This is a genomic window from Nitrososphaerota archaeon (assembly GCA_016872055.1).
Lineage (GTDB): Archaea > Thermoproteota > Nitrososphaeria > Nitrososphaerales > Nitrosopumilaceae > Nitrosotenuis.
This window is the reverse complement of record VHBH01000001.1, coordinates 335,009-357,259: the sequence shown is the minus strand read 5'-3', so window position 1 is coordinate 357,259 and position 22,251 is coordinate 335,009. Positions and strand designations below refer to the sequence as shown.

Below are 22,251 nucleotides of genomic sequence, written 5' to 3'. Positions count from 1 at the left end.
AAGTCAGCAATTGATAGTGGAGCAAAGTAAAATGAGTCAAACTACACAAAACCAAAGACAAAACAGGCCATACGGAGACAGACCACGAGGTGATAGACCACCGCGACAAGGCAGAGGTCCAAGAAAAGAAGAAGAGAAACCATGGGTCCCACGAACTGAGCTTGGCAAAAAGGTGGCTGCAGGTCTAATTACTGACATGAATGAAATTTACTCCCAAGGACTACGAATTCAGGAGGCAGGAATCATCAAAAAATTACTTCCAGATCTGAAAAGCGAAGTAATCGATGTTGGAATGGTGCAAAAAATGACACCAAACGGACAGCAAACCAAATTCAAGGCGCTAGTTGCAGCAGGAAACGAAAACGGCTGGCTAGGAATTGGACAGGGAAAATCAAAACAAATGAGAGTTGCAATCGAAAAGGCAACAACTAATGCTTATCTTAACATCAGCCCAATCAAACTAGGTTGTGGAAGCTGGGAATGCAGATGCGACCAATCCCACTCTGTACCGTTTAAGGTACGAGGCAAAGGAGGAAGCGTCGTAGTCGAAATCGTGCCGGCACCAAGAGGTCTTGGTCTTGTAGCAGGAGGTAACATCAGAAACCTTCTCAAGCTAGCAGGACTAAAGGACGCATGGACCACCGCAAAGGGCTCTACTGCAACAATGAACTCTACGTCAAAGGCAATCCTAGAATGTCTAAGGCAGACATTTAGTCAAGGTTGAGCAAAATGGCAAAGGCATACCTCGTTGTCAGAATGACTGGACAAATCAACGTCCCGCACTGGGCAAAAAACACCATGACATTACTAAAACTAGACAAAAAGTTTAGAGCGACAATCATTCCAGCCAAAGACAATACTCTTGGAATGCTAAACAGAGTAAAGCACTATGTTTCCTGGCAAGAAGTTAGTACGGACATTGCAAAGGAATTGTTCAGCAAAAAGGGAAGAAAGTCCGGATACAAAAAAATTACAAATGAAGACATCACACCACTAGGTTTCAAATCAATTGATGATCTAGCATCATCTGTTTCTGAAGGCAAAACATCTATGAATAAAATCAAACCAATCAAACCTTGGTTTGCACTTGCTCCACCAAAGAAGGGCTTCAAGCGAAGCACAAGAAAAACATACGGAGAAGGTGGAGTGTTAGGACAAAACAAAGAGCTAGTCGAGCTTGTAAGGAGCATGATCTGAGTTGGCAACACGATTCCGCAAGACAAGAAAGTTCCGCGGCTCTAGAACACACGGCTGGGGACAAATTGGCCAACACAGAGCAAGCGGTCACAAAGGCGGACTTGGACAGTCTGGTATGCACAAACATCTGTTCAGCTCTTTGCTCAAAGACGATCCTGATCACTTTGGTCACGATTCTACTCATCCACCTCACCCGATCATCACCAAAAAATGGACCAGTGTAAGAGACCTAGACGACATTTTCGCAAAACACGGCAAACAAGAGGGCGGCAAAAAACTGCTTGATCTTGCAAGCCTTGGATACGATAAACTTCTTGGCGGTGGGCAAACAAATAATGCCTATTCGATCAAAATCGAAAGATACACTGAATCTGCAGCAGAAAAGATCAAAAAGGCCGGGGGTGAGGTGTTAGCTGTTGACTGAGAACACTACAACTGGAATCATCAAGCGTATTGTAGAAAAGGCAGAACCATATCTGGTTCAGGTTCCAAAGCCAAAAAAGAAGATTTCCCTTCCAACCCGACTTATTTGGTGCGGAATGGCACTATTGATTTACCAAGTTATGGGTCAGACTCCTCTTTTTGGAGCAACGGCACCCGAGTTTGACTTTTTGGCATTTGCCAGGGTAATTTTCGCATCCCAACAAGGAACACTAGTCGAGCTAGGAATCGGACCTATAGTTACTGCAGGACTATTGATGCAGTTACTAAAGGGATCTGAAATTATCAAGTTCGACTTTACTAAGCCAGATGAGCGAGGAATATTCCAGACGGCAACAAAACTAGTTACCTATGTTGTAATTATAGTAGAATCCATAGTGTATGCCATAGCAGTGTATGGGCCAGGAGTTACAAATCCGAGTGTCTTGTATGTTATTATCGGGCAGCTAATTGCGGCATCCGTTATCATAATGTTCCTAGACGAGTTAATCCAGAAAGGGTGGGGCATTGGTAGCGGAATCAGTCTATTTATCATGGCGGGTGTAGCCCAGCAAATTTTGTGGAGCATTTTCAGTCCGTTGCCTGCAGGAGACGGCGGACTAATTGGCATAGCGCCATTTGTAGCACAATCATTTGCACAGGGTGATATTTCCAGTATTCTCTTTAGGTCTAATCAATTACCAAGCTTGTTTGGACTTGGAATTACAGCAGGAATCTTGCTAATCCTAGTATACACGCAGGCAATAAAAATCGAAATCCCAATCGTATCTACAAAGTATAGGGGATTCTCTGCAACTTATCCAATCAAATTAATGTATGTATCCAACATTCCAGTAATTTTGGCATCTGCACTTACAGCAAACGCAATATTCATCGGGCAGATGATGTGGGCAAACTTTAACCCAAGAAACAATAACCCATTGTTCAACTTTCTAGCCCAATTTGATCCGCAAAGCTCATCAACCCCAATTGGAGGCATAATATACTATATTACACCGCCAAGGGGCCTAGACTTGGCAGCACAGGATCCACTCAGGGCAGTGGCATATGTACTGTTTATGATTGGAATTGTCGTAGTATTTGGAAGACTATGGGTTGAGCTTGGAGGATTATCTCCCAAGAGCGCAGCAAAGAACCTATTGGATGCAGATGTCCAAGTTCCAGGATTTAGAAGATCAAATCAACCTGTAGAATCACTTCTTGCCAAATACATCCCATCGGTTACAATTATTGGCTCTGCAATATTGGGAGCACTGGCAGGCGCATCAGACGTGCTTGGAGTATTTGGAACAGGTATTGGGATCCTACTAATGGTCGATATTCTGATCAACTACTATCAACAGCTAGTCAGAGAACAAGTCGAAGTCGTCATGCCTCGTCTGGGTGCTTTGCTTGGCCGAAAGTAAAAAAGTAATAATTGTAGGTATTGCCGGCGCAGGCAAAACAACTCTGGTATCAAAAATAGTCGAAATCCTAAAGAGCAAAAATAAAAGCGTCAGCGTTCACAGCTTTGGCACGGTAATGTTCGAAGAAGCAAAAAAACTTGGAATCGAAAACCGAGATGAGCTACGAAAGCTAGCAGTAGACGAGCAAAAACAACTTCAGGCAATGGCCGCAAAGAAAATTACAGGATTCTCTGATGATCTTGTAATAATAGACACACATGCATTCATCTCCACAAAGGAGGGATTTTACCCAGGATTGCCATACCCAGTCTTGGAACTGCTAAGGCCGGCAAATTTCATCTCAGTATCTGCAAGGCCAGAGGAGATCTATAACCGAAGAATGAAGGACAACACAAGACACCGAGATATTATATCTATAGATAATATCAAAAAGGAACTCGCAGTCCAGGAGGCAATGCTGTCCAGCTGTGTAGTTCTTACCGGCTCACCAATGAAATCAGTCTTAAACACCGAAGGAAAGGTTGAAGAAGCAGCTCTTGAGGTAATAAACGCAATAGGTCTCTAAAATGGAATTCATAGTTTTGCAATTTCTGGAATCAATCTTTTTGCAAGGTGATCTCTTCGGGATGACCCAAGGACCACTTGGCAGCGCAGACCCTCTAGTCAAAGGAGTTATTCCATCCATGTTTGGAATTCTGGGATTCTCGATTCTGTTGAATCTATTCAACGCGGTAGTACGACGCAAGCTAGTCGACCAAGAAAAACTCCAGCGAATAATGAAAGAGACTCGAGCCTGGCAAAAAGAGAGAATGTCTGCCTTTAGATCAAAGAATGCCGAAAAGCAAGCAGAGCTTAACAAAAAGTCATCCTATATGAATCGACTAAACCAGGAAATGATGCAGATGAACATGCGCCCAATGATGATTACATTTGTACCGTTGATTCTGATCTTTTATTTTGTCCTGCCGCCACTGTTCGCATATACTGTAGCGCTATCTCCTGTCTCTTTGAATGTCATTCCAGGTGACTTTTTTTCGCTGACGTGTACAGCAGATAAAATCGATGGAAAAATCTGTCATAATGAAAATGATGTTTACTTCTGGGCTTGGTATTTTCTTGGTTCAATTGCGTTTAGCGGAATAATAATGAAGATCACCAAGACCTCAATGGATCTTACCTAGCTTTGCAAAAATCAATTATTATCTCAGGACCACCTGCCATCGGCAAGACTACGGTAGCAAAGGGATTAGCACACGAATTTGGAATGAATAATCTTAGCGGCGGTGACGTCCTCAAGGAAATGGCACAAGAAAAAGGATTCCAGACTAAAGATGATGACTGGTGGGATACAGACGAGGGAATGAAGTTTCTCTCACAGAGAAAAGACAATTACGAATTTGACAAAAAGGTAGATGAAAAGCTAAAGGAAATCTTCCAAAAGGGCGGCGCAGTAATCACAAGCTACACACTACCATGGCTTGTCTCCGGCGGAATCAAAATCTGGCTTGGCGGAAGCAGGCAAAACAGCGCAAAGAGGATGCAAGCCAGGGACAATATGGAGTTATCCAGCGCACTGGACATTGTAAAAAAGCGATACGATGAAAATAAAGCATTATACAAAAAACTCTATGGATTTGATTTTGGCGAAGACCTCTCAGTATTTGATATCATAATCAACACTGACGGCCTAGATGCCGAGGCAGTCCTTGATACAGCAATACAAAAGGTAAGGGATTTTTCTTGAGCCTGCCACAACTCCAAAACCTACTCCAAATAGACCAGGACATCACAAATGAAGCCTATGGAATACCATATGACAAAAGATCAATCAAAGACCTCCTAAACTATGGTTTGATTCTACTGGACAAGCCACCAGGACCCACAAGCCATGAAACAGTTGCCTGGGCAAAGCGAATTCTCAAGCTACCAAAGATTGGCCACAGTGGAACACTAGACCCGCAGGTCTCAGGAGTATTACCACTGGGACTAGGCGAGGCAACAAAGGCACTAGGTGTACTACTAATGGGCCCCAAAGAATACTATGGCCTAGGACGACTGCACTCAGAGCCAAACAAGGAAAAACTCGCATCGGTACTGAAATTATTCATCGGAGAAATCTACCAAAAGCCCCCGCAGCGCTCTGCAGTCTTACGCCAAACAAGGACAAGGACAATCTATGAATTAGAAGTGGTAGAACAAAAAGAACGATTATTGCTATTGCGGGTCTTGTGCGAGGCTGGAACCTATATCAGAAAACTATACTATGACATTGGAGAAATCCTAGGCCCTGGCGCCACCATGATAGAGCTGAGACGATCCCGCGTGCACCAGTTCCACGAATCCCAACTGGTGACACTGCACGAGTTAGCAGACGCCTTTGCAACATGGGAGGAAAAAAATGATGATTCCAAGCTCAAAAAAATAATTTTGCCGATAGAGTACACGTTAACTGAAATCAAGTCAGTAGTAATTCGTGATTCTGCAGTTGATGCGCTCTGCCATGGTGCACAGCTGGCAATTCCAGGAATTTTACAGCTCTCCACAGATATCAAAAAGGGCGACCTAGTCGGTATTTACACGCAGAAAGGAGAGGTGGTGGCTCTGGCAGAATCAATGATGAGCACAGACGAAATCAAGGATGCAGTAAAGGGTTACGCGTTTCAGACAAGGCGAATCATAATGGCACCAAATACATATCCTAAAAGCTGGCGCACAAAACCAAAACCAGAGCAATGATTCCAAAAAGCTTGGCTATCTGTGTAATAACTGGAGTATTAGCTGCCGCAATACTTGGAGTATACCTACAACAATTAAACTCAAAAAACATCGTCTCTGTCCAGGGTCCTTCAGTTTCAGGCTATGTAGAAAAAAATAGCTACAAGATTGGCGAAATAATACCGATTCACATAGTCAATACAGGAACAACAAAGATTACATTCTATGGCGACTCACATGGAATAATAGTGCGAGCATTGGATGGAACAACATTTTTTGCAACAATGCTATCAGAACAACTAGAGCCCGCACAAAAATACACCTTTGAGTGGAACCAACAAAAAAGCGATAATTCCAAAATCCTTGAAGGAAGATATGTAATTGACATAATTGCACATGACGAGTCCGGCAAGCGCATTTCCGACAGCTTTACATTGGATCTACTCAAGTAGGAAAACTTAAAACGCGTTTAGCGAGAACAACTCTAGGTTTGGCAAAAATCAAGGTAGGTCTTGTAGGAATTGGCAACTGTTTTTCCGGCCTAATCCAAGGCATAGAGTACTATAGGCAAAATCCAAGGCAAAAGGTAATTGGAATAATGCATGAAAAAATAACAAAATACTCGATTCACGATTTAGACTTTGTAGCAGGTTTTGATGTTGGAAACAACAAGATAGGCAAGACAATCAATGAGGCAATCTACGAATATCCTAACATGGTAAACTGGGTTCCAAAAAACAAGATGCCAAAAACAAAGGCAGAGGTATACGAAAGCCCTGCGCTGGACGGAGTTGGAATCTGGGTTGAAAACAGGGTCAAGCCAATCAAATCCAAAAAGTCAACTGACCAACTGAAAAAAGAAATCAAGAAGACAATAGAAAAAACCGGCGCCGAAATAATTGTATCGTATTTGCCGGTAGGATCAGACAAGGCAACCCAGTTTTGGGCCCAGATGTGCCTTGACACAAACACCGCATTTGTAAATTGTATTCCGTCATTTATTGCGTCTGACAAAAAATGGGGCGCAAAGTTTGCGGCAAAAAAGCTCCCAGTGGTGGGAGACGACATCAAAGGGCAAGTTGGTGCAACAATTGTGCATAGAACGCTTGCAAAATTATGCGATGATCGAGGAACAAAAATAGAAAAGACATACCAGATAAACGTTGGTGGTAACACCGACTTTCTAAACATGAAAGAGCAGGAACGACTGGTAAGCAAAAGAATCTCTAAAACAGAAAGCGTCCAATCACAATTATCACAAAGGCTAGCAGATGACCAAATCTATGTCGGGCCGTCAGACTTTATTCCATTTTTAGGAAATACAAAACTAATGTTCATGCGAATAGAGGGACGCCAGTGGGCAAACATCCCATATAATATGGAAGTCCGACTAGAAGTGGACGATAAGGCAAACTCGGCAGGAATTGTAATCGATGCCGCAAGACTGGCCAAAATAGCACTGGAGAGAAATATGGGCGGACCAATAATTCCAGCATGCGCATATTTGATGAAGCATCCACCAAGACAGATGAGTGATCCTCAGGCAAAGGCAGCCCTTGAGGATTTCATTAAAGGATAATCATCTATTATATAATGAATAATTTGTTAGAATTTTTGTCGCAAGACTAGTGCCGGGGTCGCCTAGCCTGGTAGGGCGCGCGCCTGGAAATTACACAAACCATAAAGCGCGTACTCGCAAGGGTACGAGAGTTCAAATCTCTCTCCCGGCGCCTTTTTTCATAATCAATTAATGACTCTGATACGGTCTTATATCATTGAAATTTGATGTTGCTATAATTGGTGGGGGGATATTGGGCACCACCATATCTTATTGGCTCTCAGCAATGACTAATCGCAAAATCTGCGTAATTGAAAAAGAAGATAGGGTGGCAGCTCACGCCAGCAGCAGAAACACGGGAGTTGTGCACTCGCCATTTTACCTAGATCCTCAAAAAAAGAAAAAAATCGCAAAGGCAGCTTTGCAGTCACACGATCTGTGGCAAAGTTATGCAAAAAAACATAACATTCCGTGGAAAGACACCGGCACAATAGAAATTGCACTGGATGAATCCCAGCACCTCACGCTAGAAAAATATCTAAAATGGGGAATACAAAACGGACTTGAAGAATCTGATCTATCATTGCTAGATCAAGCCCAGATATCACAAAGGGAGCCAAACGTAAAATGCCATTCTGGGATTTACTGCAAAAAAGATGCATCGACTAATTATGGAATGCTCACCGAACAATTATGCTTGGAATCCAAACAAAACGGAACCCAGTTTCTCTTTTCACATGTCGTGAAAAAAATAAAAAATAATACAATATTTTTCGCAAATGAAAAATCGCTCGAATTTGATTTTTTGATAAACTGTGCAGGCGGATACTCACTAGACATAGCAAAGCAGTTAGGCATAGCAAAGGAATACTCGAATCTCCACTTTAGAGGAGAATACTGGAGGATAGCGCCACATCACGCGGATCTGGTTGGCACAAACATTTACACCGTGGCCAAACATGCTAGCTTTCCCTTCTTGGACCCACACTGGATCAGACGCGCAGATGGTATTGTAGAAATTGGACCAAATGCCGTACCAGTATCGGATCCAGAGGCATATTCTGGAATCGGCGGTGCGTCAAAGGTAGTATCAAAATTAGGCCAGATAATTTCTGGAAGCTCAAAAAAACTACTATTCAATTCAGAATTTTTATCTCTGATATCAAAAGAGTGGAAAAGCTCTATTTCCAAAAATGCAATGGTGAGTCGCGTCAAGGAATTTATCCCGAAAATAAAACCCCAGTATTTTATTTCTCGTGGAACAGCTGGAATACGCACCCCGATTATTACAAAAAATGGAACATTTCTCCCAGAAACGCTGGAATTACGATCGGATAATTCATTGCACATTATTAATTATAATTCACCCGGTGCAACGGGGTCACCTGCATATTCGGCATATTTAGTACGACAATTATCAGATTCAGGAATAATAAAACTGGACAAGAACCAAAAACCAGACATCTGGGATTTTTCAAAGGTAGTATCCACCTAATTCGGCGCGTAAAATTGGGGGTACGTTTACATAGAATTTTCCCGAAATCTTTCTTGTTGCTGCCAGACAGGTGCTCAATTAAAGAACAAGGACGACAGTGCGTCAATCCTCCAGAATTTATCATATCTGTTTTGGCGCAAAAAGATGAATACATGGTAGGCGTTACATGCACAAAACACAAGGATACAATTTACCAAAAGCTTGGGGACCTACAAAAGGCTGGCTCTATTCCACAGGGGAAGATAAAGTTTGAAACACTAAAGCCAGTTGGTACCGACTGTATCAAGGCAGACCCAAATGATCTGATTCAGCTAAAATCAGTACGCGAGCTGCTGTAATTATATCGAATAGATCATTTTCTTTTTCTGTAGGCCCAAAATCATGTTCTTTATTGTTATTTGGGCCATCTTTGCGCGCGTTTCTGCAGAAGAGCTTCCAATATGTGGTGCTAGTACAACATTTTGCATTTTTGTTAGCTTGTGGTTTTTTCCAATTGGTTCTTTTTCAAATACATCTAGTGCTGCACCTGCAATGATTTTTAACGTCAATACTTTGACCAAATCTTTCTCATTGACTATCTTGCCTCGCGCAGTATTAACAAGAATAGCAGAACTTTTCATTTTTTTCATGGTCTTCAAATTCATCAGGTGATGCGTTTCCTTTTTGTATGGAGTATGGATTGACAAAATGTCGCTGTTTTTTAGCAAATCATTAAAGCTGACATATTTGATTCCGAGTTTTCTTTCTTGGTTTTTTGGCAGCCGTGTTCTGGTATGGTATTGTATACTCAAGCCAAAACCTTTGGCTCTTTTTACGACTGCCTGGCCTATTCGACCCATACCCAAAATCCCAAGTGTTTTCCCCTCCAAATCCATTCCGACATAGTCATGTGGACCAAATATCTGACACCATCCTCCGGCACGAATTAGCCTATCGCCCTCTGTTATTCTGCGCATCAAGTCCAAAATCAATCCGATGGTGAGATCCGCAGTAGCATTAGTCAGAACATCAGGGGTGTAGCCGATTTTGATGTTCTTCTTTTTTGTAGCATTCAAGTCAATGTGGTCGTATCCGACACTGTATGTGCTAATTACTTGGAGATTTTTTGCACTCTCTATTATTTCACTATCTATGACATCATATGGAAAGCAGACAAGACCATCAACATTTTTTATTTTTTCAATTAGGATTTTTTTTGGCATTGGAATTTTGCCGTCATGGACAACAATTTTGTAATTTTTTTGAAGTTCTTTCATTGCAAAGTCATGTAGTCTTCTGGTAAGGAGTATTCGCATCAAAGCAGAACTTGATCAAATCTTTATAAGATTTGTTGTGGTTACAATGGTAGCTTGGCTTACAAAAATGACGAAGAGGAGTTTGCCTTGTGCATAGAGTGCGGTAATGCAATTGAAAAATGCATCTGTGTCTGTCCTTATTGTGGCGAGCGCGACAAGTGTGAGTGTGCGTTATTTGAGGCAGCAACAGGTGGTTAGGAAAATCATCCATATTCTTAAAAGTAAACAAATTCTACAGTCCTTGTGTCAACTGACATTTCTTGGTTAATTGGAGGCCCTCAAGGGAGTGGTGTAGAGTCTGCCGCCAACATTTTCTCTAGAGCATGCGCTTCCATGGGGTATAATATTTTTGGCAAAAGGGAATTTTATTCCAACATCAAAGGAGAGCACAGCTATTTCATGGTGCGAGTCTCTGATGGAATAATTCGTTCCAATGTAGATGACATCACCCTGATGGTGGCATTTGATGCAGAGACAATCTTTCGCCATTATTCCGAGCTGGCTTCAGATGGGGCAATAATCTATGATTCTGATATCGTACAAACCAAAATTGACGAAGTTCACACAATAGATTCCCAATACAAGTCACGGCTGGAAAAGAACCTAAAAGCTTCATCTATAGTGCAGGATGCACTGGAACATGCCCAAAATCGTGGGGCAAAACTATGTCCGATTTCGTTCAAGACTGTACTTGCTACGATGGCAGATGAGGCAAACAATCCAAGACTTAAGGCAATGATCAGAATGTACAACGTGCTTGGTGTTTCTTTCTCCCTAGGGATGTTGAGGATGCCTCCGCAAACACTGCTGGAATCAATCGATGCAATATTTTCAAAAAAGAAAACAATTGCAGATCTGAACAAAGATGCGGCCACATTTTCGTATAATTTTGCCGCAGCAAAGTTTCCAGATTTCAAATTCACACTTAAGCCGACTAGCAAAACACCTGATACAATACTCGTGCAAGGGTATCAGGGAACCGCATTGGGAAAGATGGCCTGTGGATGCAGATTCCAACCATACTATCCAATCACTCCGGCATCAGATGAAAGCGTATTTTTGGAATCAAACGAAATAATCAATGTCCGAGACAATAGACCTGGCTCTACTTTGGTGGTGCAGACAGAAGACGAAATCTCTGCAATAGGAATGACAATAGGGAGTGCATTGACTGGAACAAGATCTTCAACATGTACCTCTGGTCCGGGGTTTTCATTAATGTCAGAGGCTCTGGGATGGGCGGGAATAAACGAAGTGCCAATTGTAGTAACGCTATACCAAAGAAGCGGACCGTCTACTGGCCTACCGACAAGACACGGCCAAGATGATCTATTATCTGCAGTTTATGCAGGACACGGAGAATTTCCAAGAATCGTCTATGCATCTGGTGATATTGAAGAAAGCTTTTACGATACAGCTAGATGCTTTAACTATTCAGAACAGTATCAGATGCCTGTAATACACATGATGGATAAATTCCTAGCAAGCTCTGTGATTACCTGCAAAAAATTCGATCTTGACAAAATAAAGATAAACCGAGGAAAATTATTGGAAAAATTAGAATCAGATACAAATTACAAAAGATTTGCATTTACTGATGATAACATCTCGCCTAGATCCAAGATAGGCCTTGAAAATGGGATTTTCTGGAATACTGGTGATGAAAGTGACGAATCAGGCCATATCACAGAAGATCCGGAACTGCGAATCAAAATGATGGATAAACGTCAATCAAAACTCGATCATGTTCTCAAAACAATGCCTGATGATGAACAAGCAGTGTCGTTTGGCTTAGAGCAAGTATCTGTGATAAGCTGGGGCTCACCAAAGGGCCCAATACTTGATGCCATACAAATGTTAAACAAAGAAAATATCAAAATTGGATTTGTTCAGCTAAAACTACTGTATCCGTTTCCAAAGGACTATCTGGGATTTTTACTCAGAGATGTCAAAATCATAATAGACATAGAGGCAAACCACATAGGACAGCTAGGCGAGCTGATAAAACAAAACATGCAAAAAAAACCAGACTATTACATCCTAAAATACACTGGACGCACAATGACTAGCACGGAAATATACAATTCTATAAAAAACATAATAAATAACAAGGCAAAGCCAAGACAGGTGTTGACTCATGGCGCTTAAGCTGGGCGATTACAAAACCGAGGTACACAATGACTGGTGCCCAGGATGCGGAGACTTTGGCATAGTAAATGCAATTCAAATGTCAATGGCAGAAATGCAGATTCCTCGCCACAAGGCGGCAATCTTTTCTGGTATTGGGTGCTCTGGCAAGACTTCTCATTACATTAATGTAAACGGAGTCCACACATTGCATGGCAGAGTCCTAACATTTGCACAAGGCGCCAAGCTTGCAAATCCGGATCTTACCGTGATTGCAGTTGGTGGAGACGGAGATGGTCTTGGAATTGGTGCAGGACACTTTGTTGCGGCAGGTAGAAGAAATTTGGACATGACATATATCATATTTAACAATGGAGTTTACGGCCTAACAAAAGGGCAGGCATCGCCTACTCTAAAGCTTGGTGAAAAGACAAAATCACTTCCCTCTCCAAACACCAACTACAACGTAAACCCGATAGGCCTTGCAATTACCAGTGGGTTTACCTTTGTTGCGCGAAGCTATGCGTATGATGTAAGACATCTCAAAGATACCATAACTGCGGCAGTAAAACACAAGGGACTCTCATTTATCGATGTGCTTCAGCCATGCCCTACGTATAATGACATTAACACAAGGGACTGGTATGCTGGATTTGATGAGGTCACAAAAATAACAAAGCCTAGAATCTACAAGCTTGAAGAAACAGGATATGATCCGATAGTGCACTATGATGAAGAAATTGAGCTAAATGAAAAACTCACACAAGCACTGGTTCGTTCTTTGGAATGGGATACAAAAATACCAATAGGCGTGTTTTACAAAAACGAAATAATCAGTCAATATGATAAAAGAATAACAGACAAAATCCCAAATTATATGGAAAACCCACCGGCATCTCAGATAATATCATCAAACGGTCATTCTGTAACCGATCTTTCAGAAATTTTGAATTCATTATCCGTTTAGATGTTTTCCATCAAAAATTTGGTTGACATTAGTTTTAAACTATAATTTATTATATTATAGAATCAATTTTAGCTAGTATTCTTGCATTATTGTTAAAAATCCGCGGACCCTGTATTAGTTTAGAATCAATTTAATTTATTCTGCTTCTATGTATGATATATCGAAATTCAAATATTTTTACTTCAAAACTAGTCATAAATTGACTAATTCATATCGGAAATTAAAATAACCTCGATCTAACTACTACCACTATAATTGAATCTGGCTGAGGCAAACAAGATATTTAGAAAATCTATAATCAAGGGCTATTTTGAGCCAAACCTGCTGAATCTTGATTTTAGCAAATCAAACATCAAGCATCCCACCATACCTGATGATGGTCTTATGCAATCTAGCCTGTTGCACATATTTTTTGATGTTGAAACTGGTTCTGATTATCCAGACGGTGATGAATGGTTCATTGCGGAGTTTTTATTTCCGTACAACATCAAAATTCCAGACTCTGTAAAAGGCCCTGATTACTTTACAACACTGTCATTGAGTGATGGGAAAAATTACTGGCACCATCGAGAGCTTATCCGCTTCAAATATGGAAAGTCAAAAAAGTTAGTGGAATCACTGGAATTTTTGGATTCCAAATACAAAGAATTACACTCAATGCTGGAACCGCTAGAAAAAGACATTAAATAATCATCTTCCACGTATTGTTCACTAAAACAAATCTCTTGTTGTTTGCAAATAATGTTTGCATTTTCCATTTCCTAGTCTCTGTATCGAATTTGTAAATTACCTTTGACACATCTTCAATGTTTTCAAAATTCAGATGATATGATAACAATTCTATTACAAAATCAAGTTTTTCAAGTGCATTGTCAAATGTGTCTTTTTCCTCAACATCAAGTATGAATGCTATTTTTGGTGCACCTGAAAATCCGATACTCACTTTAAGAGAGTTTTTTTTGCCACGACGTCGCTTCATTTCCTTGAAAATGTATTTTATTTTATCCCATCTGTAGTATTCAAACCATTTGAAAAACTCTTCATTAAATGCAAGCGGAATATTAATCTCTACGACGCTGACAAAATTTGGATCTCGCTCTGTGATTTCATCCTGTGTTATTTTGAATCGCTCTGCTAACAATCCATATATGACTTCGATTTCCCATGGGGACACACCGTAATGTCCTAACTCTGCAGAGAGAAAACCATCACTCATTGAACTGATTTGATAAAAAATTGTAATTAAGTCTTCAAGTTAGAATAGTGTATCTAGATATTTCCATAAATAAAACACGCCTACGGTACCAATAAAAAATATCATTGGTTTCCAGGCAAAGACCGGAATGTTTGGTGTGGCAAGTGTTATTTTGTAGTTGTTTAATGTGGTATGGATGTGATTTTTTACCTTGTTATGCCAGATTTTGTATTCTATTTGGTGTTTTTTTAGGAGCGCTTCTATCTCATAAATGACAGGGGTTCGCTGGCAAAACAGATGCTGCAGATAATCCCGTGATACCTCTACTTCGGCTTCAATTCCGACCTCGCCATTTTTTCTGTCAAATAATCGTAAATGCATCTCCCATGGTTTTTTTAATTTCAGAGAAAGACCATGTCCAATTTGTGATTCTTGCTTGTGCTCAAACTTTACTTTGGTAAATCCCTCTTTGAGCATTATATTGTAAAGTTCCTCTGCACTTTTTTTCACAATAACTGTGAGCTGCTCTACTCCTTTGGCATCAATGTCAATGGTATGACTTTTTCCACCACCGAACGATATCGTCCTTGGGTATCTGGTTAGATAGTGCATTGGCCACTCTTTGAATTTACTTTATTTAAATTAGTTCGCAAAGCCGCGCATGTACACGCAAAGTTCTGATGATATTGACGTTTCATCTGGTTTGATTTTACGTGATGTGATCTTTACTCCAGATTCTTTGATTATTACAATTGGTGTGGATTCTGATCCCTCCCCCATGATATGGTTTGCAATCGTTGCCAAATTATCTGCCGTTGCTTTCATGGTGACTCGTAAGGGGTTTCCATCTAGGTCTTTTTGGCCACGTAAATCTTGAACTGGCTCAAAGCCAGATACTGCTATTGCAACACCTGTGGTTCCTGCCCTTGTGGGCATTAACCTACTGTCTACTAGAATTATTCCAACATGGACTCCAAGATTTAGAAGAATTTTTTTTCGGATATTCTCTGTTATTGTATATGGTAAATCAGGATATAGTATTGCGGTGCCCTTTTTTACATTAGACTTGTCAATTCCCGCATTTGGTGCCAAGATATGGTCTGATGATGTGAGAACAAATCCCGCCACTCCGCCTAACCTTTTGTCAGATTCACGCAGAATGACTTCGGCAAATTTTGAGTCTATTTGGTATCTCCTTGATAATTCTGCTGCTTCCGACGACGGCCTAGTTTTTGTAATGTCTAATAGTCGACCCTGCGAATTTGCCACATATTTGCTTGAAATCACAATGACATCGCCTGTTTCCAAGATGTGAGGCTTTATTGATTCTATTACGTCCTCATACAGTTCAAAACTGGATTGTTTTCTTGAGGTCTTGATTGGAATTATTCTAGTCAACGATATTGTTGCGGTTTTCGCATTTTTTATCCTTCTCCAAAGCTTTTAATCTGAAATGACTAGATCTTTGTTCTGTGAATATAACAGAAAAGATTCTTGCGCGTGCATCCGGCAAATCAAGCGTTGCGCCAGACGATATAATATTTGCAAATGTGGATAAGGCAATGATTCACGATGTTTCAGGGCCAGGCGTTATCAAGGTATTTGAAAAGCTCCAAAAACAGGGAATTCCAACGGACAAGCTCTGGAATTCATCCAAAGTCTGGGTTGCAGAAGACCACTTTGTGCCGTCTGCTGAAAAGATCTCTGCTGAAAACATTGTCAAGCTAACAAAATTTACAAAACAATATGGTATTGAAAAACACTTCAAGTATGGAATGGGACAGTACGGAATATGCCACACTTTATCTCATGAGGAAGCAATGGTACTGCCTGGCGAAGTCTATGTTGGAGGCGACTCCCATACTAACACCACTGGTGCCTTGGGTGCATTTGCATGCGGCCTTGGTCATACCGATATTGCATATGTCTTGCTAAACGGCAGAATCTGGTTCAAAGTACCAGAGACATTATACTTTAAGCTGAATGGCAAATTACCTGATCACATGATGGCAAAGGACTTGATACTCAAAATAATTGGCGATATTGGAACCGAAGGTGCTGCGTATTATGCAATGCAGTTTGGCGGTGATGGCATTTCGGAAATGTCTGTAGAATCTAGGTTGACATTGTGCAACATGACTACAGAGGCAGGTGCCAAAAACGGAATAATCGAGCCGGACCAAAAGATCTTTGATTATCTATTCCAAAGAGGTGCCACAAAATATGCTCCTGTGTATGGAGATGCCGATGCAGAATATGCTAAGGTATACGAATATGAGGCATCAGAACTAGAGCCGACAATAGCAAAACCATTTTCTCCTGAAAATATTGCGACGGTGCGCGACGTTGCAGGAATCGAACTGGACAAATCCTATATTGGCTCTTGCACTGGAGCAAAATACGAAGACCTCGAAGCGGCAGCCAAAATACTAAAGGGCCGCCAAGTAAAAATCAGAACCGAAGTTCTTCCAGCTGCAATATCAATATACAAGCGAGCAATGGAAAACGGCTTGATCAAAATATTTCTAGATGCCGGAGTTACCGTGGGCCCACCAACATGCGGTGCATGCTGTGGTGCACATATGGGGGTATTGGCTAAAGACGAAATCTGCATCAGTACCACAAATAGGAATTTCCCTGGCAGGATGGGTCATGTCGAATCCAAGACGTATTTGGCATCTCCACTAGTTGCTGCAGCGTCTGCTGTTACTGGCAAAATAACTGATCCACGTGATTTGTAATGGGCAAAGTAATCAAATACGAAAAAGACAATATCGACACTGACGTGATTTTGCCAGGTCAATATCTTAAGTTACACGACTATGACGAAATAGCAAAGCACGCAATGGAGGGAATCGACCCAGATTTTCACTCCAAGGTGCAAAAGGGAGATTTTCTGGTTGCAGGCCGTAACTTTGGATGTGGCTCATCGCGAGAGCACGCACCAATTGCCCTTAGCCAATGCGGAATAAAGGGCGTAATTGCGGTAACCTTTGCCAGAATATTCTATCGGAATGCAGTTGATGGTGGTTTTTTGCTTCCAATTGAAGTGGATGAGGATACCTACAAGAAAATCTCCGACGGAGACCAAATCGAAGTGGATATAAGAAAAAACCAGATCAAGAATCTTACCAAAAACCAAGACTATTCCATGAAGCCATTTTCGGAGATTGTGGCCAAAATAATTGAGGCGGGCGGGCTCTTCAAGTACAAGCCTGACTAATTTACAATTTTATACCTATATTGTTGATCATACATATGGCCAAGACCTTGTTTGAGAAAATCTGGGACTCGCACAAAGTTGATGAAATTGACGGCCGTACTCTAATCTACATTGACAGGCACATGGTACACGAGGTTACCTCTCCCCAAGCATTTGACGGCCTTAGAATTAACAAACGAAAGGTGCGCAGGCCGGACCTGACATTTGCCACAATGGATCACAACGTGCCGACAACAAACAGATCATTGCCTATCGCTGACCAAATCTCCGCAATACAAATCAAGACTCTGGAAAAAAACTGCCAAGATTTTGGAATTCCATTGTTTGGATTGGATTCGCCATACCAGGGAATAGTGCATGTCATAGGACCTGAAATGGGAATTACTCTACCTGGCACCACAATCGTCTGCGGTGACTCGCATACTTCTACACATGGTGCATTTGGTGCATTTGCACTAGGAATTGGTACATCGGATGTAGAGCATGTATTGGCAACCCAATGCCTTGTTTTGGACAAGCCGAAGACATTTGAAATAAGAGTTGATGGACAAAGAAAAAACACGCACGCAATTACTGCCAAGGATATCATACTCACTATAATCAAAAAAATCGGAACTGCCGGAGGTAACGGCACCGTATTGGAATATCGAGGGAAGGCAATCTCGGATCTATCGATGGATGAGCGTATGACCATATGCAACATGTCGATAGAGGGAGGAGCGCGCGCAGGCTTGGTTGCACCTGACCAGAAAACATTCGATTATCTTGGTAACAGAAAATACACTCCAAAAAACTACGACGAGCTAGTGGAAAAATGGAAAAACACACTTAAAACAGATAATGGGGCAAAGTTCGACAAATCCTTTACAGTTAACGCATCACAAATTATACCTCAGGTAAGCTGGGGGACAAACCCTGCAATGACTGCGGACGTCACAGAATCTGTACCAGATCCTGCCGAATTTGCCAATGGAGATCCAAGTCAAGAGAGTGCCGCAAAAAACGCTTTACAATACATGGATCTCAAATCCGGTACGCCAATCACTGATATCAAAATAGACCGCGTCTTCATTGGCTCTTGCACAAACGCACGACTGCAAGACCTAATAGAGGCTGCAAGCATAATCCGGGGAAAAAAGGCATCACCAAATGTTCGGGTGATGGTGGTCCCAGGATCTCAACAAGTAAAGAAAAAGGCAGAAGAGATGGGCCTTGACAAAATCTTCAAGGACGCAAACTTTGAGTGGCGCGAGTCTGGATGTAGCATGTGCCTTGGAATGAATCCTGATATTCTGTCACGAGGTGAGAGATGCGCAAGCACATCAAATAGAAACTTTGAGGGGAGGCAGGGGGCTGGTGGTAGAACTCATTTGGTTAGCCCTATTATGGCAGCAGCTGCCGCAATTGAAGGACACTTTGTAGATGTGAGGGAGTGGGTTTAGATGGAAAAGTTAGGACAAGTTTCCAGCATAGTAATGCCTCTCAATAGGCCAAACGTGGATACCGATCAAATTGTACCAAAACAATTCCTCAAACTGGTGCAAAGAACAGGCTTTGGAAAGTTTTTGTTCTATGATTGGCGCTTTGATCAAAACAACTCACCAAGAAAAGAATTTGTCCTAAATGATCCAAAATACATAGGCTCTCAGATTTTGATAAGCGGTGACAATTTTGGGTGTGGCTCTAGCCGCGAACATGCGGCCTGGGCTATTAAGGACTATGGGTTTGATGTTATAATTGCGCCCTCATTCGCAGATATTTTCTATAATAATTGCTTCAAAAACGGCATATTGCCGATATCATTGCAAAAAGATATTGTAAATGATCTCATGAAGACCGATTCTATCGTGCATGTGGATCTTGCGTCACAGACAATACAATACAATTTAAAGTCTATTCATTTTGACATTGATGAATCGCGAAAGAAAACGCTCTTAGAAGGACTAGATGACATTGCAGTAACTCTGCAGCATGAAAACAAAATTACCCAATTTGAAAAAAGTCACATATTGTGATTTATTGATTTAATTATTTTTTTAATATCGTCTGATTTTCTTTGTATAATGGAAGGCGATTCAACGTCGACCCAAGGAGTTTTGCCAATATCAAAGGAGCTTACCTGTCCTTTTTTTGATAATTCTTGCAAAATGTCATAGGACAAGTTGAGGTTTTTCTTTGATTTTGATTTTATAATGTCGATGATTTTACCTGACAATATATAGATCCCAGTACATTCATGATTTTCCATCTTTATGATTGGTTTTTCAATGAACTGGCTGACTACTCCGTCATCTACTTGGGCAAAACCCGTTTCCTCTTTGCGGAATTGCCTTGTGGCAATGCATGCCATACTTTTTTTGTTGGTATAATGTTTGTACATTTTTCCCAAATCAAGTGCACAAAGATTGTCTGCAAACCACAAAACAAACGACTCTCTTTTTACTAGGCCTGCCAAGTGTACCAGATCTCCCGCAGTTCCACTGGAAGAATCCTGAATGAATCGTATCTTCGATTTCTCAAAATAGTTCTTTATCTGTCCTCCAAAGCCGCTCAAATCACAAACTATGATTATTTCTGATATGAAATCAAACGAGTAAAGGTGATTTATGATGTGAAAAATCAGTGGCTTTTCATACACAGGAATCATTGCCTTTGGAGAATAATCAGTAAAAGGTCTTGCACGCGTTCCCTTGCCGCCTGCCAAGATTACTGCTTTCAATCTACCTGTATGACTTCTGCTTTCTTCTTCTTGCGCCAGGTCCGCCAAACTTCTTTGGTTCTTTTCTTCTGGCGTCTCCACTCAGGAGGTGTTTATCAAAATCGTTTAGCCTTTTCCTAAGATCGGTTCTTGTTTGCTTTGGGAATGGGTGCTCTTTGGGTTCTTTTTTGGATTTTGTCCAGCCCGTGAGTGCTCGTGATATTGCAGTTGCTGCTGCATATGCCTGACCCATGAATCCTCCACCCTTTACTCGAACTGAAATGTCTACTTTGGATCTTAGATCTCCCGCAATTTCTAGTGGTGATAGAATTACTTCTCTTGCTGACTCCTGGTTTATCATTTCTGCTGGGACATTGTTGATTCTAATTCGGCCGGAGCCCTTTGTTATGTAGACATGAGCTCGTGACGTCTTTCTTGTTGCAAAATAGATTTCAGTTTTTGGAGTCATCGATTCCACCCTACTTCTTGTGCCAAATCTGACATGCTGGTATAGTTTGCAATTGGTCTTGTTATTTTTGCTGAATCAAAGCTTGTTTTCTTGGACGTGCCCATTCCACTTGGAACTCCTACATAGGTTCTTAGTCTTCGCAATGCAGCGGTCCCGGACGGCTTTTTTCTTGGAAGCATTCCGCGAATCATTCTTGCGATGATTGTGTCTGGCCTGCGTGGGTGGTATGGTCCATGCTCAGGGTGTAAAATGCTGGAGATTTCAAGAAAGTTTTTGTAGTTTTGAATTATACTTCGTCTGTTTCCGCTAATCAGGATTTTCTCGCAGTTTACTACGGTTACATGGTTTCCCTGCAGGAGAAGTTTTGCCACATTAGAGCTGAGTCTTCCTGCCAGCAGATTTGTTCCATCAACTATGACTGATTGTGCTTGATCAACCAATTATTTTCACTCCCTTTCCTGTTGGGTATTTAGAAATTAAGTCAGAATATGATACAATTTTACCGCCTGCCTCCTTGATCTTTTTGGCAGCTGTCGTAGATATTGCAAATGAGCATAATGTTACCTTGTGAGAAATATTACCTGTTCCTAGTACCTTGCCTGGAACTATGATGATATCGTTGTCCGAGGTTACTCGATTTATCCGTGTGACGTTGACTAGTCTTTTTGCTATCTTTGGTTTGAGTGCTATTTCTGCAAGATCTGCCCAAATTGGAGCCTTATTCTTTACAGAAGCTATCTTTAGCTCTTTTATCATTCCTTGGACTAGCTGATTGGTCACAGATATTGCGCTTTTGGAACCCAAATATAATGTTATGATTAGGCTTTTAGCTCTGCAATGACTTGTTTGAACTCTTCTAATCTTTGAGCAAGCTCGTCAACACCGGCAGTCACTATTTGCTCTGGGGCAAGTGCACCAGTGCTCTCTACAGTAAGGATGAATTCATCTGGCTTGTCGGTGTGTGTTAGAACTGAGACATTGGCGGAATTCCATTTTGCGTGGGTTGTTCCCCGTCCTAGTCTTGCATATGCCTCTAGCTTTACCTTTTGCCCTGGGGCAATCTGGACAATTGGGATTTTGTCGGAAATTGGCTTTACTGTTTGGTCTTCGGAGCTTAATTCCGATGATGTGATTGTTCTTGTAGTGTCGGTATCGCCAGAATCAATTACCAACATTACTCTACAATTTGAGCAGCCCGCCTGGCTTTTGCAGGAACATAGGTCTGCCTCTGAGAATCTTTTGAGATCTGTCTTTATTGGTATGAGTCCCAATCTATGGGCAATTCCTTCATCTGACATTATGGAAGAATTGTCAATTACGTCTACCGTATCAATAGCAAAGACTGGAACGCCGTTTAGGCAGATTCGTCTTAGTGCATTTGCGTATTGCAGTGCTACACCCTTTATCTTGACTGAAATACGGTTTTTGTCTTGTGAAATGATCTCCAAAGAAGGCAATTTGAAAA

The 22,251-nt window shown here is 41.3% G+C and carries 28 protein-coding genes and 1 tRNA gene; 20 read left to right on the top strand and 9 right to left on the bottom strand.

Features of this window, described 5'->3' with window-relative positions:
- The first annotated feature begins 31 nt into the window (after positions 1-31).
- The 13 genes from FJ354_02075 (at position 32) to FJ354_02015 (ending at position 9,150) form a co-directional block, all read left to right on the top strand.
- Positions 32-724 (top strand): 30S ribosomal protein S5, encoded by a 693-nt coding sequence (locus FJ354_02075; GenBank protein ID MBM3905456.1) that lies wholly within the window; start codon positions 32-34, stop codon positions 722-724.
- A 5-nt stretch (positions 725-729) separates the two neighbouring features.
- A complete protein-coding gene (locus FJ354_02070; protein ID MBM3905455.1) occupies positions 730-1,197 on the top strand; it encodes a 50S ribosomal protein L30 in 468 nt (155 codons plus the stop codon).
- A gap of 1 nt (position 1,198) precedes the next feature.
- A complete protein-coding gene (locus tag FJ354_02065; protein MBM3905454.1) occupies positions 1,199-1,621 on the top strand; it encodes a 50S ribosomal protein L15 in 423 nt (140 codons plus the stop codon).
- Complete coding sequence (gene secY, locus FJ354_02060; protein ID MBM3905453.1) at positions 1,614-3,044, top strand: preprotein translocase subunit SecY; 1,431 nt, start codon at positions 1,614-1,616, stop codon at positions 3,042-3,044. The genes FJ354_02065 and secY overlap by 8 nt, the downstream gene beginning before the upstream one ends.
- Positions 3,031-3,609 carry an adenylate kinase gene (locus FJ354_02055; protein MBM3905452.1) on the top strand — a complete coding sequence of 193 codons (579 nt, stop codon included), beginning with the start codon at positions 3,031-3,033 and terminating at the stop codon, positions 3,607-3,609. Before secY ends, FJ354_02055 begins: the two co-directional genes overlap by 14 nt.
- 1 nt (position 3,610) lies before the next feature.
- On the top strand, positions 3,611-4,225 hold the full coding sequence (locus tag FJ354_02050; GenBank protein MBM3905451.1) for a DUF106 domain-containing protein: 615 nt from the start codon (positions 3,611-3,613) through the stop codon (positions 4,223-4,225).
- Positions 4,226-4,227: 2 nt separating this feature from the next.
- Positions 4,228-4,788 (top strand): cytidylate kinase, encoded by a 561-nt coding sequence (locus FJ354_02045; GenBank protein MBM3905450.1) that lies wholly within the window; start codon positions 4,228-4,230, stop codon positions 4,786-4,788.
- Complete coding sequence (locus FJ354_02040; protein MBM3905449.1) at positions 4,785-5,780, top strand: RNA-guided pseudouridylation complex pseudouridine synthase subunit Cbf5; 996 nt, start codon at positions 4,785-4,787, stop codon at positions 5,778-5,780. Before FJ354_02045 ends, FJ354_02040 begins: the two co-directional genes overlap by 4 nt.
- Positions 5,781-5,791: 11 nt before the next feature.
- Positions 5,792-6,211, top strand: coding sequence for a hypothetical protein (locus FJ354_02035; GenBank protein MBM3905448.1), 420 nt, complete (start codon positions 5,792-5,794; stop codon positions 6,209-6,211).
- Between the two features lie 38 nt (positions 6,212-6,249).
- Positions 6,250-7,338 (top strand): myo-inositol-1-phosphate synthase, encoded by a 1,089-nt coding sequence (locus tag FJ354_02030; protein ID MBM3905447.1) that lies wholly within the window; start codon positions 6,250-6,252, stop codon positions 7,336-7,338.
- A gap of 51 nt (positions 7,339-7,389) precedes the next feature.
- A tRNA-Ser gene (locus FJ354_02025) sits at positions 7,390-7,489 on the top strand.
- Between the two features lie 39 nt (positions 7,490-7,528).
- Positions 7,529-8,812: an FAD-dependent oxidoreductase gene (locus FJ354_02020; GenBank protein ID MBM3905446.1), complete on the top strand. Its 1,284-nt coding sequence runs from the start codon at positions 7,529-7,531 to the stop codon at positions 8,810-8,812.
- 56 nt (positions 8,813-8,868) lie between these two features.
- Positions 8,869-9,150: a hypothetical protein gene (locus FJ354_02015; protein MBM3905445.1), complete on the top strand. Its 282-nt coding sequence runs from the start codon at positions 8,869-8,871 to the stop codon at positions 9,148-9,150.
- Here the strand turns inward: FJ354_02015 and FJ354_02010 are convergent, their stop codons facing one another.
- On the bottom strand, positions 9,151-10,107 hold the full coding sequence (locus FJ354_02010; GenBank protein ID MBM3905444.1) for a D-glycerate dehydrogenase: 957 nt from the start codon (positions 10,105-10,107) through the stop codon (positions 9,151-9,153). It abuts the gene before it with no gap.
- 243 nt (positions 10,108-10,350) lie between these two features.
- On the opposite strand from FJ354_02010, the gene FJ354_02005 reads away from it, so the two are divergent.
- The 3 genes from FJ354_02005 to FJ354_01995 all read left to right on the top strand — a co-directional run bounded on the left by FJ354_02005 (position 10,351) and on the right by FJ354_01995 (position 13,891).
- The gene (locus FJ354_02005) at positions 10,351-12,255 is read left to right on the top strand and encodes a 2-oxoacid:acceptor oxidoreductase subunit alpha (protein ID MBM3905443.1); all 1,905 of its coding nucleotides are present in this window, start codon (positions 10,351-10,353) and stop codon (positions 12,253-12,255) included.
- Positions 12,245-13,201: a 2-oxoacid:ferredoxin oxidoreductase subunit beta gene (locus FJ354_02000; protein MBM3905442.1), complete on the top strand. Its 957-nt coding sequence runs from the start codon at positions 12,245-12,247 to the stop codon at positions 13,199-13,201. The genes FJ354_02005 and FJ354_02000 overlap by 11 nt, the downstream gene beginning before the upstream one ends.
- 255 nt (positions 13,202-13,456) lie before the next feature.
- Positions 13,457-13,891, top strand: coding sequence for a hypothetical protein (locus tag FJ354_01995; protein ID MBM3905441.1), 435 nt, complete (start codon positions 13,457-13,459; stop codon positions 13,889-13,891).
- Here the strand turns inward: FJ354_01995 and FJ354_01990 are convergent.
- The 3 genes from FJ354_01990 to FJ354_01980 are packed head-to-tail and all read right to left on the bottom strand — an operon-like array spanning position 13,884 to position 15,800.
- Complete coding sequence (locus tag FJ354_01990) at positions 13,884-14,417, bottom strand: hypothetical protein (protein MBM3905440.1); 534 nt, start codon at positions 14,415-14,417, stop codon at positions 13,884-13,886. The two genes, FJ354_01995 and FJ354_01990, sit on opposite strands and share 8 nt — an antisense overlap.
- Positions 14,418-14,456: 39 nt before the next feature.
- Complete coding sequence (locus tag FJ354_01985) at positions 14,457-15,008, bottom strand: hypothetical protein (GenBank protein MBM3905439.1); 552 nt, start codon at positions 15,006-15,008, stop codon at positions 14,457-14,459.
- Between the two features lie 30 nt (positions 15,009-15,038).
- Positions 15,039-15,800 (bottom strand): cytidine deaminase, encoded by a 762-nt coding sequence (locus FJ354_01980; GenBank protein MBM3905438.1) that lies wholly within the window; start codon positions 15,798-15,800, stop codon positions 15,039-15,041.
- A 68-nt stretch (positions 15,801-15,868) separates the two neighbouring features.
- Between FJ354_01980 and FJ354_01975 the strand changes: the two genes are divergently transcribed.
- The 4 genes from FJ354_01975 to leuD (FJ354_01960) are packed head-to-tail and all read left to right on the top strand — an operon-like array spanning position 15,869 to position 19,634.
- Positions 15,869-17,137 carry a 3-isopropylmalate dehydratase large subunit gene (locus tag FJ354_01975; protein MBM3905437.1) on the top strand — a complete coding sequence of 423 codons (1,269 nt, stop codon included), beginning with the start codon at positions 15,869-15,871 and terminating at the stop codon, positions 17,135-17,137.
- The gene (gene leuD, locus FJ354_01970) at positions 17,137-17,619 is read left to right on the top strand and encodes a 3-isopropylmalate dehydratase small subunit (GenBank protein ID MBM3905436.1); all 483 of its coding nucleotides are present in this window, start codon (positions 17,137-17,139) and stop codon (positions 17,617-17,619) included. The genes FJ354_01975 and leuD (FJ354_01970) overlap by 1 nt, the downstream gene beginning before the upstream one ends.
- A 35-nt stretch (positions 17,620-17,654) precedes the next feature.
- Complete coding sequence (gene leuC, locus FJ354_01965) at positions 17,655-19,061, top strand: 3-isopropylmalate dehydratase large subunit (GenBank protein ID MBM3905435.1); 1,407 nt, start codon at positions 17,655-17,657, stop codon at positions 19,059-19,061.
- Positions 19,062-19,634 (top strand): 3-isopropylmalate dehydratase small subunit, encoded by a 573-nt coding sequence (gene leuD, locus FJ354_01960; GenBank protein MBM3905434.1) that lies wholly within the window; start codon positions 19,062-19,064, stop codon positions 19,632-19,634.
- Here leuD (FJ354_01960) and FJ354_01955 read toward each other — a convergent pair.
- Genes FJ354_01955 through FJ354_01935 form a run of 5 tightly spaced genes read right to left on the bottom strand, consistent with a single transcriptional unit; the run spans position 19,622 to position 22,243 of the window.
- Positions 19,622-20,338: a nucleotidyltransferase family protein gene (locus FJ354_01955; protein MBM3905433.1), complete on the bottom strand. Its 717-nt coding sequence runs from the start codon at positions 20,336-20,338 to the stop codon at positions 19,622-19,624. The two genes, leuD (FJ354_01960) and FJ354_01955, sit on opposite strands and share 13 nt — an antisense overlap.
- Before the next feature lies 1 nt (position 20,339).
- Complete coding sequence (gene rpsI, locus FJ354_01950; protein MBM3905432.1) at positions 20,340-20,786, bottom strand: 30S ribosomal protein S9; 447 nt, start codon at positions 20,784-20,786, stop codon at positions 20,340-20,342.
- The gene (rplM, locus tag FJ354_01945; GenBank protein ID MBM3905431.1) at positions 20,783-21,202 is read right to left on the bottom strand and encodes a 50S ribosomal protein L13; all 420 of its coding nucleotides are present in this window, start codon (positions 21,200-21,202) and stop codon (positions 20,783-20,785) included. The genes rpsI and rplM overlap by 4 nt, the downstream gene beginning before the upstream one ends.
- 16 nt (positions 21,203-21,218) lie before the next feature.
- Positions 21,219-21,566 carry a 50S ribosomal protein L18e gene (locus FJ354_01940; GenBank protein MBM3905430.1) on the bottom strand — a complete coding sequence of 116 codons (348 nt, stop codon included), beginning with the start codon at positions 21,564-21,566 and terminating at the stop codon, positions 21,219-21,221.
- 38 nt (positions 21,567-21,604) lie between these two features.
- Positions 21,605-22,243, bottom strand: coding sequence for a DNA-directed RNA polymerase subunit D (locus tag FJ354_01935; protein ID MBM3905429.1), 639 nt, complete (start codon positions 22,241-22,243; stop codon positions 21,605-21,607).
- Positions 22,244-22,251 lie beyond the last annotated feature (8 nt).

Excerpts from the sequence above, each read along its gene's own strand:
- leuD (MBM3905434.1), top strand. The coding sequence starts at position 19,062 with ATGGAAAAGTTAGGACAAGTTTCCAGCATAGTAATGCCTCTCAATAGG.
- FJ354_02050 (MBM3905451.1), top strand. The coding sequence starts at position 3,611 with ATGGAATTCATAGTTTTGCAATTTCTGGAATCAATCTTTTTGCAAGGT.
- FJ354_01985 (MBM3905439.1), bottom strand. The coding sequence starts at position 15,008 with ATGCACTATCTAACCAGATACCCAAGGACGATATCGTTCGGTGGTGGA.
- FJ354_02010 (MBM3905444.1), bottom strand. The coding sequence starts at position 10,107 with ATGCGAATACTCCTTACCAGAAGACTACATGACTTTGCAATGAAAGAA.
- rpsI (MBM3905432.1), bottom strand. The coding sequence starts at position 20,786 with ATGACTCCAAAAACTGAAATCTATTTTGCAACAAGAAAGACGTCACGA.
- FJ354_01990 (MBM3905440.1), bottom strand. The coding sequence starts at position 14,417 with ATGAGTGATGGTTTTCTCTCTGCAGAGTTAGGACATTACGGTGTGTCC.
- FJ354_02000 (MBM3905442.1), top strand. The coding sequence starts at position 12,245 with ATGGCGCTTAAGCTGGGCGATTACAAAACCGAGGTACACAATGACTGG.
- leuC (MBM3905435.1), top strand. The coding sequence starts at position 17,655 with ATGGCCAAGACCTTGTTTGAGAAAATCTGGGACTCGCACAAAGTTGAT.
- leuD (MBM3905436.1), top strand. The coding sequence starts at position 17,137 with ATGGGCAAAGTAATCAAATACGAAAAAGACAATATCGACACTGACGTG.
- FJ354_02075 (MBM3905456.1), top strand. The coding sequence starts at position 32 with ATGAGTCAAACTACACAAAACCAAAGACAAAACAGGCCATACGGAGAC.
- FJ354_02070 (MBM3905455.1), top strand. The coding sequence starts at position 730 with ATGGCAAAGGCATACCTCGTTGTCAGAATGACTGGACAAATCAACGTC.